The following is an 18165-nucleotide window of genomic DNA, read 5'->3' on the forward strand; positions in this document are numbered from 1 at the left end:
TTAGATACACCCTGATTCTTCATTACCACTACCCTAAGAGTAGACGCTTCCCTAAAATCCAACACTCAAATAATCCACACATGCTCCCCCCTTCATGAGTATCTGCCCACCCCGGGCCCCATCTGATGGTTAAGATGTTCCGCCAGCCTTAAAACAATTTGCAAAAGAGGCATCGTGGGGTTACAGGCACCACCTGTAGCGAAAACACTGCTGCCCGCAACGTAAAGATTCTCGACACCGAACACTTTGCAGTTCTCGTCGACCACGCCAAACTCAGGCGAAGTCGCCATGCGTGTGGTCCCCATATGATGAGCATGGGGATTGAGCTTCAGTGGCAAATCGACGTCATAAACGTACTCTTCCAGCTTGACAAAGCCCAACCCTGTCTCGGCAAAACACTTTGCCACCTCGAGCCCTATGGACTTGACGGTATTTCTGTCTGCCGGGGTCAGTTCCCAATGAATATTTGCTTTCCTCATCCCCAATGCATCTCGCTCGTCGAGCAATGAGATTCGGCTATCAGGGTTAGGAAACTGCTCGATCAGCGTGCCGAGCACCCCATCTCCAGGGCAATCGAACTTGGCAATAAATTCAACCTTGCGCTCCGCACCCACCTCGCAAACGAGGTTCTCGAAAAAGCTCTTGATGGCAGCCATTCGCCCATAGGATTTCACTTCAGCTACAAGCGAGGCCGTCACATTCCCTTTACCTGACTTGTGCTCCATCACGAATGCATCGGTCGTGAAGTACTCCTTCCGAGCGTCTGTACCCTGCCCGTCGTTCAGGATGAAGGTTCCCATTTCGACGTTCAGGTGCTCCATGAAGCATCTACCGACGAAACCATCCTTGCTTACGATACCGCCAGCTGCCAGGGACTCGCTGTTGAGCAGGTGCCTGGCATTCTCGATCGCGCCTGTCGCCAGAATGAACTGCTTTGCCGTGACTCGCTCTCGATGCAACTCGTAGTCCGAGACGACTATCGTTGCTATGCGGCCGGTCTTGCTGTCGAACTCAAGATCGACGCAATTGCAATGGATGAAGACATCCAGCCCCTCGGTCTCATTCAGTTCCCTGGCATATTTTTGTGCAAATCGTGTCGGTGGGCTTAACAGGAAGCGATCGGCGTCAAAGTCGGTGCCGTCCAAAGTCGCATTGATAGCCTTGAACCCGGAGTGCGGCGGAAGATCGACAATATCCATGGCCGCCGACAGATTGCGCTCGATCTCGGAAAACGCGATGGGCCAACCCGGCACGGGCACCGGAGGGCCCACGGTAAAGTCCGACTGTTCGAATGGACGGCATCGCCCGGCCCAGTGATTGGAGGTCCCGCCAAGATAACGCAGGCGTGTTTCATGAGCGTACATCTCAAGGCCTGACGATGAGACGGTGTAGAGGTTCTGCGAGGCCGGCGAATACTCGTGCCCGCCACCCTCGACAAGCACCACACGCCGACCATTACCGGCTAAACGCAAGGCCAGGGTAATGCCGGCTGGCCCCCCACCTATGATGCAGACGTCATAGTGGTCGCGGAGTTCTTTCTGCGATTGGTAGTCTTTGATCATGCGTGTGTTTGCCGAAAATGCTGGGCAGGCAGCACCCATCCGTTGATGACAACAAACTCGGATTTAGCAGCAGAAGGCCGGGCAACCGCTTTGGAAAATCCGAACACGAGTCCCCCAAGACTCAATAGAGCAGAAGCCTGGAGGAAGCTTCTGCGCCCCATCACAGAGGTATTCAAATCAGTTTCTCTCATGATTCAAAGCTCCACGACACCGAGATTACGTTGGAAATTTCAACCACACATCAAGGCCACACTTTTTTGGCGACGGCCATCAATACTCAATGGCGACGCTGTGCCACAGCTTTGGAAACATCACGAGAAACAGATCAAAGCCATTTAACAAAATCCGTCAATAACTCCCCACACAATGCCCCCACTGCCAGCATAGGCAGCACCACCAATTCACGCTTGAGACTGAACATCCCCAGACGACAATTGACATAAAAAACCAGGATAAGCGTAGGGAACGTGTACAGGGCAGCGCCCCAAATCGCATATTTGACCCCGCCAATCGCCAACAGCAGAGGCAGCAGCACCCACAACGAGACCACGCGAATAATGTTATCGATGGCCTGGTACTTGGTGTGTCCCAAGGCAATCCAGACCTGATTCGCCAGCATGTAGCGCATTGTGAAAAAAGAGAGTGAAAGAATGGCCATCATGTTGCCGGCCTGAGCGTAACGCTCATCGTACAAAATGCTGATGAGCAGGGGACTGCCGGTCAGGAACAGCCCACAGAGAAACAGGCAGGCAAGATCGAGCATCAATTTCAAGCGGTAATACAAAGCGTGGAGCCGCACGGTGTCATTGGTTCTTGAGGCCTCACTGAAGGCCGGCAAGGCCACCGCCCCGACTATCTTTTGCAACGCAAGCTGAACAGCGCCCAAAATCAACACGGCAATGGAGTAAACGCCCAGTTCGCCGGCCGTCATGCTGCCGCCGAACCAGACACGATCACCGTACATGGCCAATACGCCCACTGCCGACGACAACAGTATCCAACGGCCGAAGCCGACTAATTCATCGAGCGCAGAACGCTCCCACTGTAGACGGTTGGAAGGGCCCTCAAACCAGAAATGCCCCAGCAGCGTGCTGACCATCGATTGGACCAGACCTGCAATGACCAGCGACCAGATGGACCGGGTGAAGTAACCGATGACCAGCATGACCACCAGCCCGACGACCTGGGATCCAAACTCGGTGAGTACCACTTTCTTTTGCTGGAAAGAGCGCACTGCCAGGTCGATTTTGGTCGACTGAAAACCAACGATGATTGCCGAGAAACCGGTCACGGCCAACACCACTGGCAACTCGGGTGCGGCGTAGGTGGAATTGGGCGACCACAGATTAATGGTCTGTGCATACCAGGCGAGGGCCGCAAGGAGCAGTGTCGAAGCAAAAAGGATAAAGCCGCGCACGATCTGCACGGTCCAGATGGTATTGAGAAACACCGGATCGTCGCCACGCGGGCTCTGGATGATGTTCTGGCGCAAGCCGGCATCGGAAAGCATGTGCAGAACCAGAGAAACGGTGATGGCTATCATCATGATGCCGAACATCTCCGGCATCAGCAGACGGGCCATTATCAGGTTGCCGCCCAAGCGAAAGGCTTGCGACGTAACCAGCGCCCCGAAATTCCATGCCCCGGCAGAGATCGCTCGCTTACGAAGGCCCAACGTTGGCGACAAATCAACTAACGACATAGCATCATCCCCGGACTCAATGGCTCAAAAGGAACTATAGTCGCGTTTGGCCATTCCACTAGCCGTCGCTCATCAATCAATAAGTCCAATCATCCATGCCTGAGCACTTCCGAGCGTTAATCGTCATTCTGGTCCTTACTGGCATCGTATTTGCCATGGCACGGCGACCAGCAGCAGACCTGATTCCCGACCGTAATTTCACTCGTCGGCGCAATCTGTGGTTCGTATTGACGCTTCTGGCATTTGTGTCGTACAGCTTCTGGGTGTACGCGGGCATTGCCGCGATCGTTTTGACCTTCGCAGGAAATCGCGAACGCAATCCCGTGGCGCTATTTTTCCTTCTGCTGTTTCTCATCCCGCCGGCCACGGCAGAGATTCCGGGCTTCGGCCTGATCAACTATTTTTTTGCCCTTAACCATATTCGTGTGCTGGCACTGTGTGTGTTGCTTCCGGCTTTTTTGGTTCTGCGCAAGCGCGCCGACACGGTCCCTTTCGGGCGCACCTGGCCTGACAAACTGTTAGCTGCCTATCTCCTGCTGACAAGTCTGCTTTTCCTGCGCGAAACCACCGTCACCGACACCTTGCGCCAAATGCTTTACATGTTCATCGAAGTTTTTTTGCCTTACTACGTTGCCAGCCGGGCGCTGAGGAACCTCAGCGACTTCAAGGACGCTCTGTTCGGTTTTGTACTCGCCGCCATGGTGCTGTCGCTTATAGGTCTCTTCGAATATGCCAAGCACTGGCAGCTGTACAGCGGGGTTGTCTTCGCCATGGGCATGCAATGGGATCCCGGCTACTTGAGCCGTGGTGGCTCATTACGCGCCAGCGCCACTACCGGCCAGGCCATTGCGCTGGGCTTCGTCATCAGCGTGGCCATCGGCTTTTACCTGTACTTGCAGGAGGAGGTCCGTAGCAAATTGCAGCGCAGCCTCGGCGCACTTTTGCTCGCCGGTGGTCTGTACGCACCGCTGTCGCGTGGTCCCTGGATCGGTGCAGCCGTCATGATCGTCGTGTTCATCGGCACCGGCCGTAAAGCAATCAAACGCCTGATGCTGCTGGCCGCCGCCGGGGCGCTCGCCCTGCCCTTGCTGGCCATCGTGCCGGGCGGGCAAAAAGTGCTTGATCTGCTACCGTTTATCGGCACGGTGGAAGTCGAAAATATCACCTACCGGCAGCGCTTGATTGATAACGCCTTGATCGTTATTCAGCGCAACCCTTGGCTGGGTACTTTCAATTTCCGCAGCACACCGGAAATGCAGTCCATGATTCAGGGCCAGGGGATCATCGATATCGTGAACACCTATATCGGCATAGCGCTGTCGTTCGGTTTGATTGGCTTGACGCTTTTCGTGGTTTTTTTCACCAGTGTCCTGCAGGGCATCCGCAAAGGGATGCGTTCGTTCCCCAATAAAGACGATGAGGCACGCCGACTCGGACGTGCACTTCTGGCGACACTGATCGGGATCCTGATCACCATCGTTACCGTTAGCAGTATCACGGTCATCCCCGTGGTGTATTGGTCGGTGGCTGGACTGTGCGTGGCCTACGCTCAGATGGCACGCAGGCTCAAGCACACTTCGACGGCCGTCTCGGCGAGTGCCCATCTCCAACTCAGGTAGAACCCATGATCCAGTTGTCTCGCCGCCCCCAGATACTGCTCCTGCTGGTTTTTGCAATTTGGCCGTTTCGTACCTGGGCGTCAGACTGGGTCGTCAGTGTGGATGAGCGCAACGGCCTGCCAATGCTGGAGCGTGGCGGCAGCCCGGCTTTTGTTACGACATTCTCGTTCTTTGGGCGCAACTGGGACTGGACGTATTTGCAGACCGAATTCAAGGTAAACACCCCTTATCGATACTCCCTTGCAGGCAAAAACAAAGCGCTGGATTTCGACTTGGCTGCGCAGATTCAGAAGCAAGACGAGCAAAAGCTGACCTGGAATTTTGCCGTGGATGCACACAGCGGGAAGTCAGGCATTTCAGGGGGTGGCATGGTCTTCACATTCGACCCCGCTCTTTTCGCTGGAGAAATGGGCGAGCCCACGTTGCTGCCCGACAACCGCGGCTGGACCTGGGGCAATGCGCAAGGGCGACGCATCGAAATGCGCTTCGAGCCCGCACTGGCGAGTGTGTACTTGGAACCGGGCAGTAAATCCGAGGTGCGTGCTTTTTTCTACAAGAACACAATCAAACCTGGCCGCCTGGATTTCACAGCCACCTTGAGCGTTTCTGGCGATGTAGCAGTCGGCCCAACCACTACCGAGCGCTTCGGGTTGTCGAACCCAAAGAGCTGGCCGACTGACAAGCTCGACTGGAAAACCTCGCCGGTCGACCTGTCCTTTCTCAACGCACAGGAAAAACCTGCAGGCAAGCGCGGCTTCATCAAAGCCTCCGGCGAACAATTGCAATTCGCCGACAACACTCCGGCGCGTTTCTGGGGCACCAACCTTTCGGCCTACGCGCTGTTCCAAACCTCAGACGATGCAATCAAGCTGCAGGCCAAACGCCTGTCGGCACTGGGCTTCAATCTTGTACGACTGCACCACCATGACTCGCCATGGGTCTTCCCGAACATCTTTGGCGACGGCAGGGTGACGCGCAGCACCCAGCAACTGAGTCCGGAATCGCTGAAAAAAATCGACTGGTGGATCAAATGCCTGAAAGACGAAGGCATTTATGTGTGGCTCGATCTGCACGTCCAGCGAGTCTTTACTGAAAACGACAACATCTATGGCTTCGATGAGTTGCCAAAAGAAGAGCAGAACTTTACCTATCTGAAGGGCTATTCCTATGTGAATCTCACCATTCAGAAAGCCATGAAGCGTTTTGCCGAAGCCTACCTGACCCATGTAAACAGCTATACCGGCCTCGCCTACAAAGACGACCCGGCGATTGCCGCCGTACTGATTACCAACGAAAACGACGTCACCAACCACTTTGGCAACGCCCTGCTGCCAGACAAGAATTTGCCGAAGCACAACCGCGTCTACATGGCGGAGGCCGAGGCTTTTGCCAAACAGCACAATCTGTCTGCGGACCAGACCTGGCGCTCCTGGGAGCCAGGCCCCTCCAAAATGTTCCTTAACGATCTGGAGCGACGTTTCAACGTCGACATGATTCAACACCTGCGTGGAATAGGCGTGAAGGTCCCTATCGCCACGACCAGTAGCTGGGGCCGCAATGGCCTGAACTCCCTGCCGGCCCTTACTGCCGGCGACGTAATCGATGTCCATAGCTACGGTGGCTCGGGACAGGTCGAGAAAAACCCGCTCTACAGCGACGGCATAGTGAATTGGATTGCCGCCGGCCAGGTGATCGGCAAACCCTTGACCGTCACCGAGTGGAACAATGAGCCCTTCCCGACACCAGACCGTCACTCGCTGCCACTCTATATCGCCGGTACCGCCAGCCACCAAGGCTGGGATGCACTGATGCAATATGCCTACAGCCAGGAACCCATGGGGGGTGTAGGGATGAGTGCCAACAACTGGCACGCCTACAACGACCCTGCAATGCTGGCCACCCTGCCCGCCGCCGCCTTGCTTTATCGTCGTGCAGACGTTCGCGAAGCAACGACGACCTACGTCTTCGCGCCGACGTCAAAAACCCTGTTCAACCAAATGATCACACCCGCCAGCTCTGCTCTCCTGCGCACAGCCATGGAGAAAGGCAAGCTGGAAATCGCGATGCCGCAGACGCCGGAATTGCCTTGGTTGCAACAGAGCGTTATCCCAAGCAATGCACAGGAATTTCATGACCCTGACCAATCGCTGCTGGACGCCAATGCCAGCGAGTCCACGACCGACACGGGAGAGCTGAAGCGCAATTGGAAACAAGGTGTCTACACCATCAATACGCCGCGCACCCAGGCCGCTACCGGCTGGATCGGCGGCGAGTCGATCAGCCTTGGCAACATTAAGGTTCAAGTGAAGACCGCCAACGCCAGTGTGGTAGTGCAAAGCCTGGACGACGCGCCTTTGAGCCGATCGCAGGATTTACTGATTTCGTTAGGCACCCGTGCGATCCCTCAGGACAACGACAACATACCCTTTTACGTTGAGCCCCTCGAGGGCACGCTAACCATCCAGGCGCCGCAAGGTTTGACACTGTTCACCCACGGCATTCTGAGGCAAATGAAGAAGCTGCCCGCGACCTACCTTGATGGCCGCTATACAATCAAGTTCGACGGCTTGCAGGCGTCGAACTGGTTGTTCTTGAAAAAAGACGTCACGCAAACACAACCTTAGGCGATACGCAGCCGACCTCAACCTGATGGAACAACACCTTGCGGTGTTGTTCCGCGAGGGCTATTCAAAGGGCGTCAAAATCAAACGATGGAACATAGCCTGCGCCGAGCAGATGTGGACATTTCGACGATACAAAATCATCGCTCAATAAATCATCCGCACTTTTATACTTGTTCGTGAAAACCCCGGTGATATTTAAAAGCGTATGGGGCAAGGAGGAGACGCTGATTTTCTGACTCTCTCTTTCCTTCAACTTTAAAAGCTTGAGCGATTGCGAGCTTGAAACATTATCGGATGCCCAGATAAATGCCGAAACCGGGAGATCATATTTATTGCCAATTCCATGACCCAAGAGCCCTCGACTGTCATCCATCATATTCTCGCCATGATCCGACGAATAAACCAAGACAGATGGTTTTTTGCTTGATTTCAACTGATCAATAATTGTACTCAGCAGCCAGTCCGTATATAAAATACTATTGTCATATTCCGCGGTAACTTTGTCTTTGAAACTGTCTGTTGACGGCTTGAATTTATCGAAATTTTCCGGGTATCGGCGTGAATACTCGAAATGACTACCCTTGACATGAATGAATATGGCTTTCTTTCCTGTATCGCTTTTATTGAGTATCTTTTCATATTCTGAAATCAATGCCCCATCAAAGCTTCTCTCAAAATATTGACGGTATTGTGCCTCTGCGGCTATTTGTGGAATTATTCCGCCAAAACTATCAACCTCTTGTACAGACAACCAATAGGTCATGTACCCGGCTGCGCGATATATACTCACCAATGACTTCGTTGACGCAATGGCGTCCCAATCCGATATAGGCTCGAGGCTCAGCATTGAAGGAACCGCAAACGAGGTATAGGGGGCTGTCGTGCAGATCTGATTAAACTTGAAAAGCCCCGCCTGCTTACCGAGATTCGGGGTTGTATCCTTGTTATAGCCGTAGAGGGACCAGTTCTGCGGCCGTGATGACTCGCCAATTACAAAAACAATGGTTTCTATATTTGATTGATCCGACAGGCTGGTTATTTTTACCTCAGATTCCCGACGGCGCTTGATAAGCTCCTCCGTCCCCAAATACAAATTTGCAGTCAAGGCAACTTGCGACAAATAACCGGCTGGCGTGCTTTGATCTTTTGCAAGGAGATCCATGACTGCAGATTTCCCGAAAGAATTAAGTTTGACGGTTTTATAAAAATACGCCCCATACCCTACTAGCAAGGCGCTAACAACCAGAACAAAAATTCCCTTGTTTTTATATAATTCGCGTTGATGCAGGCCTATTAATCCAACCCCATAGCAAAATATGAAAATCACCAAAACGATACTGATGGGTTGCCAATAGGTCGGCAAAAATTCGCTTGCCTCCTGATGGTTTGTCAAGCCAATGAATATATAGGCAGCTGTTAATCTCGAGTTGAAATTCAAAACCAAAAAAAGATCAATAGCTGCTACCAAATAGAACGGCAACAAAAAAATGTGAACCTTGAATTGATTGGATGAAACAAATCTAATTGCCAACAGCCACAACACCGACATGCCAAGGGTGTAAACGACCAATAAATCAATTTTAGAGTATTGATAGTTTGTTAGCGTTCTAACAATCAACGGTGACAGCAGAAATGACCACAACACTAGATTTGGCCATTCTGCTTTAAATATTTTTAATGAGTAATCGATAATTCTGGCAGGATTTTTCATTTGATGATTATTCTCGCAGGATGCCCAAATGCCTCCTCAGAGGGTAGCTCCAATTGGCGCGCTCGCTGTGTCTTGTTCGAAAAATTCTCTCCTTTGGCGCTCCAAACGTAGCGAGTCTCGGCTATTGCCAGCGAGCTTGTAGCGAAAAGTCCAACTTGTCCTTTAATGTAATGGTCAGGCGGATCGCACTGACGTTGCAACCTGTGCTTGCACAGCAATAGTCGGAGATCAGGATGAAATTTTTGGTGGTGGGTGGCGCGGGTTATATCGGCTCGCACATGGTGAAGCAGCTACTGAGTGCAGGTCACGATCTTGTGGTGGCAGACAATTTCTCAACGGGTTATCGCAGCGCGTTGAGGGGCGGGACATTGGCCGAGCTGGACATAGCCGACGAACAGGCGCTGGACGCCCTGTTTGCGGGACACCACTTTGATGCCGTGTTCCACTTCGCCTCCTTTATACAGGTGGGCGAATCCGTCGCTGAACCTGCCAAGTACTATCAAAACAATTTCGCCGCCACCCTGACGCTGCTCCAGGCAATGGTTCGCGCCGGGGTTAAAAACTTCATTTTTTCCTCGACCGCCGCCGTCTACGGTGACCCGGTGTATGTACCGATCGACGAGGAGCATCCCAAGGCCGCGATCAACCCTTATGGACGCAGCAAGTGGATGGTGGAGCAGATGCTTGAAGATTTCGACCGCGCATACGGGCTGAAATCGGTCTGCCTGCGCTACTTCAACGCCGCCGGAGCAGACCCTGAAGGACAGTTAGGTGAACGCCATGAACCGGAAACCCACCTGCTGCCGCTGATCCTGCAAGCAGCCTCCGGACGGCGCGCCACCATCACCGTCTATGGCCGTGATTACGACACACCTGACGGCACTTGCATTCGCGACTACGTCCACGTTGTCGACCTGGTTGCTGCTCACGCGCTTGCCGTGGATTATCTGCTGGCAGGGGGTGCAAGCACGGCGTTCAACCTCGGTAACGGTCAAGGTTTCTCAGTACAGCAAGTGATAGATACCGCGCGCTACGTGACCGGCCAGGATATCTCTGTCAGCGAAGCGCCACGTCGCGCGGGCGATCCACCACGCCTTGTCGCCGATCCCCGCCTGGCTAACACATTACTTGGCTGGCAACCGCAATTTGGCTCACTTGAACAGATAGTGGCGCACGCCTGGAGCTGGGAACAGAAGTACCCTTGGCACTGAGCGTCGGCGCTGGCCAATAGCGCCGATCTCCCGCGGGTGATGCTCTAGTAGTAAGAGCGGTTTTCTGGCTCGGCTTTGTTCAACACCGTGCCAATCAGATTGGCGGTCCCAAGATGATGCAGGCTTTCCTCGATCTCTTTCTTGCTGTTCAATCCATTAGCGACAACGAGCAGGACGCAGTCGAACCTGGGCAGGACGTTGATCACATCATCCGAACTCAACAATGGCGGCAAGTCGAAAATCACGATGCGTGAGTTGTAGCGCTCGCGCAGATCAGCAATCAAATGGCTCACTGCAGGCGATGACAGCACCTCGGTGGAAAGAGGAATCGGCTCACGCGTCGGCAGGACCACAAAGCGCGGCAAGGTCGGATTGACCAGCACTTCTTGCAGTTCAGCTTCATCTGCCAACAATTCATTCAGCGATTTATCCATCGGCAGACCCAGATACTCACCCACCTTCGGACGACGCAAGTCGAAGTCCACCAGCAACGCCGTCTTGGTCGTGTGATGCGCGATACTCATCGCCAGGTTTATAGCCAACACCGTCTTGCCTGCCTCCGGAGTCGGCGAGGTGATAGCGAGCGTGCGCCAGCCATTTTCCTCCATGATTTTTAGAACCTGTGTACGCAGTAGATCGAACGCCCCGCTCATATTCGAATTTTTGTTGTAAGCCACAATGCGGTTGCGCTCAAGGTGATCGGGTCGCAAAGGTACAACCTTGGTTTGCACATAACTGAGTGCATTCAGGCCTGTGGACTGCGCGGTCGGCGTCATGGCTTTTGACGAGGTCTGCTGCTCGGCTTTTTCGGTATCGGGATTGAATATTTCCATGGCTATATTCCTTATGCAAACCGGCCCAGAGCTTTAAACATCAGAAGATCCAGAGGCATGTAGAGGAAGTGCAGGAGCACCAGAGAGATCGCGATTGTCACGGCTCCACAGACGATCAATAGCGTTCGCCACTTCCTGCGGCGTACCAGTTCAGCCTTGGTGTGAATGTAGGGAATGGAAACCAATACGCGTCTACCCAGCACGCTGGCCAAGGCCTGGGCACCACGCACACGCTGACTCATCATCTCGAGGAGCATCACCAGCGCGCCAGAACCCACCGGGGCAAGCAAGAAACCCATGGCGACCACTTTTTTACGGTTCGGCCGTACCGGCTTTTCGGGCATCAGCGGCGACTCCAGAAGAACAAAACGCTCGGCTTTGTTTTCCTGCTCCAGGCTTTCGGAAATTTTCGCACTCATTTCCTTCGTGCGAATCTCCTCATATTTTTTACGAGCATTATCATGGTCACGCATCACCGTGACCAAGCCGCGCTCGACTTGCGGCGTCTCAATAATTTGTGCCTCGTATTCGGCTATTTTTCCGAGTATTTGCTGCTTTTGATCGGCCAACGACTTGATACGTGCTTCTGCTGCGGAGATCCGCGCCTGGGCCTTGGCAATGTCCAGATTGACCGAAGCCCCTGCACCAGCACCTTTGCCAGCCTCAAGTGCAGCAATTTTGCGTTTGACGGCACGCACGTCGGGGTGGGCTTGCGTATACAGCGACTGCAAGCGGGTGTACTCCGCTTTGAGGCTAGCCAAATCCTGTGGTTTATCAACTGCCGCACCGGGCGCTCCAGGCTTGGTCGCTAGCCCGGCATTCGCGGCGGAAAGCTCCAACTCATTGAAGCGCAACTCCTCACGGGCAGTTTTGTAGTCCCGGTCGACCTCTTTAAGCTCGGTTTCGGCGCGCGTCAACATATTCATGCGCAGCTCTTGATGCTCAGGCAGTGCGTTGCTGTGTGCCTGCTTGAAGTCCGCCAACCGGTTCTCAAGGGCTTCCAGTTCCACCCTGAGTTTGTCCGCCTCCTGCGTCAGGAACTCTGTCGTTTCACTGGCGCGCTCGGTGCGTTGCTTGATGTTTTCATCCAGAAACAGCGTCACCAGCTCCTTGGCAACTTTGTTCGCAATCTCTGGCTGCCTGTGCTCAAAGGAAAGACGGAAAGCAATCGTCACCTCTCCCCGCCCCTTTACGGCAGCACTGACCAGGGAGACCACAATCGCAGTGCGCATTTCTTCGATCTTCTCGCTAACGCTCAGTTGCCGGGTTTGCGAAGCATAAAGATTGTATTTGTCGATAATTCCTTCCAGATGCTCACGGGTCATCACGCGCTGGCGAATGACTTCGATGCGCTCATCGGCAAAGGTATTGTTGTTGGCCGCCACCAGGTCTGGCGAAATCTGTTGAGACTCCACCAGAATCGTGCCGGATGACTCATAGGTAGGCGGGAGAGAAATCGCTACCGCTATGCACACGCCGAGTATGACCACGAAACTCAAGATCAACAGCAGGGCGTGGTGCTTGATGATAGCTAGGTAGTCGTTGAACGACATTTCGTATTCAGAGGCCATATTTCTCACACAGCTGAATGTCAGAGACCGGGATAACTATAAGTCAACGTCAGCCCGACGACGTTTGCAGTGGCATCCGGCAAGCCATCTTGCTGGCGTTGTTTGTATGTGTAGGATAGGCGTGCAATCCAAAAAGGCGAGAGTTCTTGGCTAAACCAGGCACTGTAATTTTGCAGGGTATTAGGCGTTCGGCCTTTGGCGTCTTGCCAGGAGACATCGAAACCGGTGCGCCGGGTCTCGTCGAGGGCATAGCTCCATGTTCCCCTCAGGGCATCAACCTCAACGAAACCACCGTCCCCGCTGGCGAGAGTGCTACGACTGGCGTCGATGCTGGTATCAATACGCTCACCGGCATATTGCAACAGTAAACCGCCCTGGCCTTTGGGGCCGCTACCGGTGCCGGAAACTTGGTTGAGACCCGCGTAGGCCGTCCCCTTAAGTCGCTCGGAGAATTGGACATTCAAGCCGACCGTGGGGGTGTAGCTGTTTGAGGAAGCCACCGCAGACCCCTTCTCCGGCTCATAGCGCCTCACGCCAAGACGGGTGAACAGCTCGACCTGCTCACTCCATGCATAGTTCCAGCTGAAGCGGGTCGCCAGCTCGTCATAGTCGGTCAGCGTATCAACGTCGTAAGTGACATGAGTGTAGTCAGTCTCGTTAACCAGGGTACTTCGCTCGCTAAGAGCAGTGCTCCAGTTGCCGCCCACCAAATACATCTTTTGCGTGCCATCGGAGGCCACTACGCCGGTTTCCTGAACAACCGTGGAAAGCGTAGAGTTTTCTTCATACCTCGCCGTGAGTCCAAAAGCACCCGTTTCGGTCTCGCGCTGCCACCCTAACCTTAATCGGGGATCTTCACGGTCCGAAACGATCGACGTATCCGACGAACGCACGATATTTACCCCGAGACCGAACTGGAACTCATCCCGTCCGGAAGTACCCACGAGGCTGTAATCGGGGGCGATGATGGTACGGGTCACCCCCTTCTCATCACTCGTGAGCAGCAGTGGGTTGCTGTCGTACTCGACCGTCGAAGGCACTGCTATTGCTGATTGCCAAGTAGCAGCATAGGTCATGTCCGAACACGACATTGCCAGGATTGCCGTCGCAACCCCGGTAGTTCGAAATCCAAGCAAAGTAATCCCTAGTGCCTTGCGCAAGGCTAAGGCACGACCAGCGTATCGCCGGCTTTAAGTAGAAAATTGGTGGCCATGTCTTTCCCTGACATCAACTTGCTGTAGTCGACGCGCAGGATCTCTTGTTTAGCCCCATTGAGCCGCACGACCTTAATGTCGTCTTTATCGGCGAATTTGTCGAGCCCGCCCGCCATGCTTATTACCTGCAGCACTGACGTTCGACCTGCCATATGCACGGGGCCGGGTTTCAGCACTTTGCCCTGGACGTAGACGAGATTACCTTCGGTGCCGGTGACGACAACGCTCACCTGCGGATCAGGTATGAATTTCTCAAGTTTGGCAGCGATTTTTTGCTCGACAGCGGTAGTATCAAGCCCCTCAACAGCGACTCGCCCTACCAGCGGGAAGGTAATGCTGCCATTGGGGAGTACGCGTACATCCTGTTTGAGCTTGTCTTCGCCCCAAACGGAAATAGTAAGGTTATCTCCCGGACTCAGCGAGTAAGGGGGCTCATTTTCGATGGCATTGGAAATGCTGGGCCAAACGGCCAGCGCGCAGAGCACAGGTATCAATGAACGGAACATCGGCATCCCTCCGTCTAAGTAGCCATGCAAGGAGTCTAGAACAAAAAAACCTACTCAAATCACTCTAGCCTATTTCACGCCAAAGAAATGCCTAAACAACATTCCCCTTGAGCGTCTGGGTGGTCAATTCCGCCAATGCAACACACCGAAACCGGAACGTTAGTGCAAAACAGCAGAATAGTGTTATTTAACAACAGCTTGTAGCAAGCAAGCCACCCACAACATATTTCGCGTCAATATTAACCACACCATGCCCGCTTGAACCGGCTTAACTGCAACACTGTCAGCCTGACAATAACTACGTTTGCCAGCGCAACTAACTGATATCAACAATTACAAACCAAACATCATTGCAAGACCGGTATTATCCGTAAAAAAATACATAAATTCGTGTGTCCAGACAGCCCACTAAGCGACCCTCTAAACAGCCCTTATTGTCGACAACGATAACGACCACCCCCTATATCTTCCGTCGGTTGGCGACCACAATAAAACCAAACAACGCGGAAGAAAATAACCATGCTGCCGCAGAAAGCGGTACTGCATTGGGCTGGTTGATATCAGATACCCCCACCAGACTTTTATCCTGGAGAGATGAATCAATCTTGAATTTCTTATTGTCAACCGCCGCCATTAATCCGTCACGCGAAGAAGAATTGACGGATACATCCACGCCAGAGTCAGCATGATGAATGGCACTGTTAACTTTCGCAGAATGGGCATCATCGACGTATATATCAGTGATCAATGAAGGCAAGCCAAGGCCCTTTCCAAAAGTAAGCAGTGCGCCACCCGTGTGCTCTTTGAGAGCCGTACAAAGTTGAGGCCCTAACTCCTCGCATGCGCTGCTTAGGCCCAAACTGGCCGCTTGAGCAGTAGCAACGGCTGCACCATTCAGGAAAACAGACAACAACACAAATTTAATGACAAGTGTTGAGCGCATAACACCGCCTCCTTGCGTAGGGGGTTATTCTTTTGTCGGTTGAAGGAATCTTTATCGGATGAATTGAGCCTATAAGCACATCGCCATTACGTCAATGGCTCGTCACAATAATAAATCGAAATTTATTTTTAGGGCGGATGACGTCAAAATAACGACACAACCAGCACGCCAATCCAGTGGATTCTATCCATGTGAAATAGCTTCACGCATGGGCGTCACCCTGCATCAGTATGCTTGTCCACGACCCGGCGCAGCGCCTTGCACTGGGCACCGAGGCTCCTGGGCAATGGCATGGGCTCGACCGCCGACCATGCCTGTAAAGGCGGGGTTTATAGGCCACTTTCTGAAAGTACCCGGCGGCGGAGAGTTTTTGACGCATGAAGACGGCATGGCAGGTAAAGGCTCCCCCGTGCATTCCCAGCCCTGGAACACTGTAGAAGTCTCGGCGCGGTTGAAGACAGGATGAATGACTGACCATTACTTCGGTTGCGCCACCGTACGCAAATAAGGTTTCACCGTCTTGAAGCCATCCGGGTATTTCTTCCTTGCGTCGTCGTCGGATATAGACGTTGGAATGATCACGTCCTCACCCGGACGCCAGTTCACCGGCGTGGCAACCGTGTGCTTGGCGTTTAACTGAATAGCGTCGAGCAGCCGTAGCACTTCATCGAAGTTGCGCCCGGCACTCATCGGGTAGACCAGCATTGCCTTGATCTTTTTATCCGGGCCGACAATGAACACTGAACGCACCGTGGCGTTGTCCACGGCAGTACGAGCGCCGCCACTGGCGTTCGGGTGAATCATGTCGTAGAGCTTGGCCACCACCAGATTCTCGTCGCCAATCATGGGGTAGTTGACCGCATGGCCCTGGGTTTCCTCGATGTCTTTGGCCCAGGTCTGATGGTTACCGACCGGGTCGACGCTGAGACCGACAATCTTGGTGTTGCGTTTGTCGAACTCCGGCTTGAGGCCGGCCATATATCCGAGTTCAGTGGTGCAAACCGGGGTGAAGTCCTTCGGATGTGAGAACAGGATGGCCCACTTGTCGCCAATCCATTCGTGGAAATTGAGCGTGCCTTCGGTGGTTTCGGCGGTGAAATCCGGTGCTTCGTCGCCAATACGAATGGTCATGTGCGTTCTCCTCGCTGTGAAGGGTAGGGAAACTCTCGGAACGATCCAGTATAGGAGACCTTGAAGACTTCGCTCTGCACTCCGCCGAAGAGCTGGCGCGAGCGGTAAATGCCCGGAGCTATCGGAGCTTTCTGCCTAGTGCCCATTCACTGTGCACCTATCCGGCGGGTCTTATCGGACTGGTGCCGCACGCCGATTCACGAGACTGAAACTTCATCCGCAAATGCTGCCTATACTGCAATCCGGCCAATCCAACTGCCCTGATTGTCTGCGCTAAGGACCTGACAGATGAATGTGATCGAGTATTTTGATCGAGTAAGAATCATCAATATCTCGTCAAGAAAGGATCGCCGTTTAGAAACAGTAGAAGAATTCACTCGCAACGGCTTTCACATTGATGATGAAAAAATAGGCTTTTTTGAGGCTGTTACGCCCAGTGAGGGAAATGGTTTCCCGAGCGTCGGGGTCAGAGGCTGCTTTTTAAGCCATCTGGGGGTGCTGGAAGAAGCAATGCGCCTGAATTTGGAAAATATCTTGATCATGGAGGACGACATACAGTTTTCCAGACATATTTCTCAATATGGTAGAGAGGCCATCGAGTCTCTGGAAGGCATGGAGTGGGACATCGTCTATTTTGGGCATCCGTTTGAAGAAAACTCAAACTTGCCCGCTTGGAAAGCAGTCGACCGGCCAATACATTTGGCCCATTTCTATGCTGTAAACGGGAAATGCTTTGGGAAGTTGAGGGATTTTTTATTGCAGATTCTGGAGCGGCCGCCGGGACATCCAGACGGTGGCCCGATGCATTATGACGCTGCGCTCAATACGCTTATTCATAAGAATAAAGAAATTCTGGCTTACTATTTCACCTGGAATTGTGGCTATCAAAGGCCCTCGCGGACGGACCTGCATGAGCTTTCCATCTTTGACAGGGTGCCTCTCCTGCGGCCGGTAATGGGTATGCTCAGGAGGCTAAAGGCAAAAAACCTGAGAAGAACTCGATAGTTTTCTCTCTTCAGGGAAGGTCTGAAGCATCCAATGCCTGACGTAACCAGCCCGGCACGGCGCAGGAACCGTGTCCGGGTGATTGTGGCGGACCGCCCTCCTCATTTGCGCGCCAACTTGTACCGGACGCACTCTTCATAAAAGCTCTCGCGCAGGGCTGCGGGCTTCATCCGCGAATGACTGTCATAGGTCTGCTCGGTAATGCCCATCGCCATCATGTGCATCCACGACTTACTGAACTTGTAGGTATGTAACTTCTGCCGCGCTGCATACAGTGAAACCCCGGACAGCTTGAGTTCCTGGGCTCTCGCCGCAGTTCCTGCGCCCCAGCTGCAAATGTAACGATCATTCGATGCCAGCTCTTTGGCCTGGACAGAGGCGGCAACGCTCGCCAGGCCTAACGAAATCAGTGCAACCATCACATTCCGCATTTGCATTCGATCCTAACTATCTGAAAATAAATTGATTTTGGTCAAAACTTTCAGACTTCGGGGCCAGCAAAATGCCTTAAATGCGCTATAGCTTGCTTTCTC

General features: G+C 53.3%; 15 protein-coding genes. 4 read left to right on the top strand and 11 right to left on the bottom strand.

Features of this window, described 5'->3' with window-relative positions; translation table 11 throughout:
• Positions 1-92: 92 nt before the first annotated feature.
• From ACMXYJ_RS21470 to ACMXYJ_RS21480, 3 genes are all read right to left on the bottom strand, one after another.
• Positions 93-1562, bottom strand: a complete 1470-nt coding sequence (locus ACMXYJ_RS21470) for an FAD-dependent oxidoreductase (protein WP_415756808.1) — start codon at positions 1560-1562, stop codon at positions 93-95.
• Positions 1559-1753 (bottom strand): hypothetical protein, encoded by a 195-nt coding sequence (locus tag ACMXYJ_RS21475; RefSeq protein WP_415756809.1) that lies wholly within the window; start codon positions 1751-1753, stop codon positions 1559-1561. Before ACMXYJ_RS21475 ends, ACMXYJ_RS21470 begins: the two co-directional genes overlap by 4 nt.
• Before the next feature lie 134 nt (positions 1754-1887).
• The gene (locus ACMXYJ_RS21480; protein ID WP_415756810.1) at positions 1888-3264 is read right to left on the bottom strand and encodes an oligosaccharide flippase family protein; all 1377 of its coding nucleotides are present in this window, start codon (positions 3262-3264) and stop codon (positions 1888-1890) included.
• A gap of 95 nt (positions 3265-3359) precedes the next feature.
• Here ACMXYJ_RS21480 and ACMXYJ_RS21485 point away from each other — a divergent pair, with 95 nt between their 5' ends.
• The gene (locus ACMXYJ_RS21485; protein ID WP_415756811.1) at positions 3360-4883 is read left to right on the top strand and encodes an O-antigen ligase family protein; all 1524 of its coding nucleotides are present in this window, start codon (positions 3360-3362) and stop codon (positions 4881-4883) included.
• Positions 4884-4888: 5 nt separating this feature from the next.
• Complete coding sequence (locus ACMXYJ_RS21490) at positions 4889-7507, top strand: glycosyl hydrolase family 5 (RefSeq protein WP_415756812.1); 2619 nt, start codon at positions 4889-4891, stop codon at positions 7505-7507.
• A gap of 64 nt (positions 7508-7571) precedes the next feature.
• On the opposite strand, the gene ACMXYJ_RS21495 is transcribed toward ACMXYJ_RS21490, so the two are convergent.
• Complete coding sequence (locus tag ACMXYJ_RS21495; protein WP_415756813.1) at positions 7572-9218, bottom strand: phosphoethanolamine transferase; 1647 nt, start codon at positions 9216-9218, stop codon at positions 7572-7574.
• 233 nt (positions 9219-9451) lie between these two features.
• Between ACMXYJ_RS21495 and galE the strand changes: the two genes are divergently transcribed.
• Positions 9452-10429, top strand: a complete 978-nt coding sequence (galE, locus tag ACMXYJ_RS21500) for a UDP-glucose 4-epimerase GalE (RefSeq protein ID WP_415756814.1) — start codon at positions 9452-9454, stop codon at positions 10427-10429.
• 44 nt (positions 10430-10473) lie between these two features.
• On the opposite strand, the gene ACMXYJ_RS21505 is transcribed toward galE, so the two are convergent.
• The 6 genes from ACMXYJ_RS21505 to ACMXYJ_RS21530 all read right to left on the bottom strand — a co-directional run bounded on the left by ACMXYJ_RS21505 (position 10474) and on the right by ACMXYJ_RS21530 (position 16627).
• Complete coding sequence (locus ACMXYJ_RS21505) at positions 10474-11205, bottom strand: CpsD/CapB family tyrosine-protein kinase (RefSeq protein ID WP_415760779.1); 732 nt, start codon at positions 11203-11205, stop codon at positions 10474-10476.
• Between the two features lie 68 nt (positions 11206-11273).
• A complete protein-coding gene (locus ACMXYJ_RS21510) occupies positions 11274-12833 on the bottom strand; it encodes a GumC family protein (protein ID WP_415756815.1) in 1560 nt (519 codons plus the stop codon).
• 20 nt (positions 12834-12853) lie between these two features.
• Positions 12854-13924 (bottom strand): hypothetical protein, encoded by a 1071-nt coding sequence (locus ACMXYJ_RS21515; RefSeq protein ID WP_415760780.1) that lies wholly within the window; start codon positions 13922-13924, stop codon positions 12854-12856.
• Positions 13925-13995: 71 nt separating this feature from the next.
• Positions 13996-14553 (bottom strand): polysaccharide biosynthesis/export family protein, encoded by a 558-nt coding sequence (locus ACMXYJ_RS21520; RefSeq protein WP_415756816.1) that lies wholly within the window; start codon positions 14551-14553, stop codon positions 13996-13998.
• Positions 14554-15013: 460 nt separating this feature from the next.
• Complete coding sequence (locus tag ACMXYJ_RS21525; RefSeq protein ID WP_415756817.1) at positions 15014-15496, bottom strand: hypothetical protein; 483 nt, start codon at positions 15494-15496, stop codon at positions 15014-15016.
• A 477-nt stretch (positions 15497-15973) separates the two neighbouring features.
• A complete protein-coding gene (locus tag ACMXYJ_RS21530) occupies positions 15974-16627 on the bottom strand; it encodes a peroxiredoxin (RefSeq protein ID WP_415756818.1) in 654 nt (217 codons plus the stop codon).
• A gap of 288 nt (positions 16628-16915) precedes the next feature.
• Between ACMXYJ_RS21530 and ACMXYJ_RS21535 the strand changes: the two genes are divergently transcribed.
• A complete protein-coding gene (locus ACMXYJ_RS21535; RefSeq protein ID WP_415756819.1) occupies positions 16916-17632 on the top strand; it encodes a glycosyltransferase family 25 protein in 717 nt (238 codons plus the stop codon).
• A gap of 101 nt (positions 17633-17733) precedes the next feature.
• Here ACMXYJ_RS21535 and ACMXYJ_RS21540 read toward each other — a convergent pair whose 3' ends face one another.
• Positions 17734-18063 (bottom strand): hypothetical protein, encoded by a 330-nt coding sequence (locus ACMXYJ_RS21540; protein ID WP_415756820.1) that lies wholly within the window; start codon positions 18061-18063, stop codon positions 17734-17736.
• Positions 18064-18165: the final 102 nt, after the last annotated feature.

Origin of the sequence: Pseudomonas arabinosi (assembly GCF_047758675.1) — a bacterium.
Lineage (GTDB): Bacteria > Pseudomonadota > Gammaproteobacteria > Pseudomonadales > Pseudomonadaceae > Aquipseudomonas > Aquipseudomonas arabinosi.

Bases quoted from the DNA above. Each gene is read 5' to 3' on its own strand.
- ACMXYJ_RS21495 (WP_415756813.1), bottom strand. From the start codon at position 9,218: ATGAAAAATCCTGCCAGAATTATCGATTACTCATTAAAAATATTTAAA.
- ACMXYJ_RS21535 (WP_415756819.1), top strand. From the start codon at position 16,916: ATGAATGTGATCGAGTATTTTGATCGAGTAAGAATCATCAATATCTCG.
- ACMXYJ_RS21530 (WP_415756818.1), bottom strand. From the start codon at position 16,627: ATGACCATTCGTATTGGCGACGAAGCACCGGATTTCACCGCCGAAACC.
- ACMXYJ_RS21490 (WP_415756812.1), top strand. From the start codon at position 4,889: ATGATCCAGTTGTCTCGCCGCCCCCAGATACTGCTCCTGCTGGTTTTT.
- ACMXYJ_RS21510 (WP_415756815.1), bottom strand. From the start codon at position 12,833: ATGGCCTCTGAATACGAAATGTCGTTCAACGACTACCTAGCTATCATC.
- ACMXYJ_RS21480 (WP_415756810.1), bottom strand. From the start codon at position 3,264: ATGTCGTTAGTTGATTTGTCGCCAACGTTGGGCCTTCGTAAGCGAGCG.
- ACMXYJ_RS21540 (WP_415756820.1), bottom strand. From the start codon at position 18,063: ATGCGGAATGTGATGGTTGCACTGATTTCGTTAGGCCTGGCGAGCGTT.
- ACMXYJ_RS21485 (WP_415756811.1), top strand. From the start codon at position 3,360: ATGCCTGAGCACTTCCGAGCGTTAATCGTCATTCTGGTCCTTACTGGC.
- ACMXYJ_RS21505 (WP_415760779.1), bottom strand. From the start codon at position 11,205: ATGACGCCGACCGCGCAGTCCACAGGCCTGAATGCACTCAGTTATGTG.
- ACMXYJ_RS21525 (WP_415756817.1), bottom strand. From the start codon at position 15,496: ATGCGCTCAACACTTGTCATTAAATTTGTGTTGTTGTCTGTTTTCCTG.
- ACMXYJ_RS21520 (WP_415756816.1), bottom strand. From the start codon at position 14,553: ATGTTCCGTTCATTGATACCTGTGCTCTGCGCGCTGGCCGTTTGGCCC.
- galE (WP_415756814.1), top strand. From the start codon at position 9,452: ATGAAATTTTTGGTGGTGGGTGGCGCGGGTTATATCGGCTCGCACATG.
- ACMXYJ_RS21470 (WP_415756808.1), bottom strand. From the start codon at position 1,562: ATGATCAAAGACTACCAATCGCAGAAAGAACTCCGCGACCACTATGAC.
- ACMXYJ_RS21515 (WP_415760780.1), bottom strand. From the start codon at position 13,924: ATGTCGTGTTCGGACATGACCTATGCTGCTACTTGGCAATCAGCAATA.
- ACMXYJ_RS21475 (WP_415756809.1), bottom strand. From the start codon at position 1,753: ATGAGAGAAACTGATTTGAATACCTCTGTGATGGGGCGCAGAAGCTTC.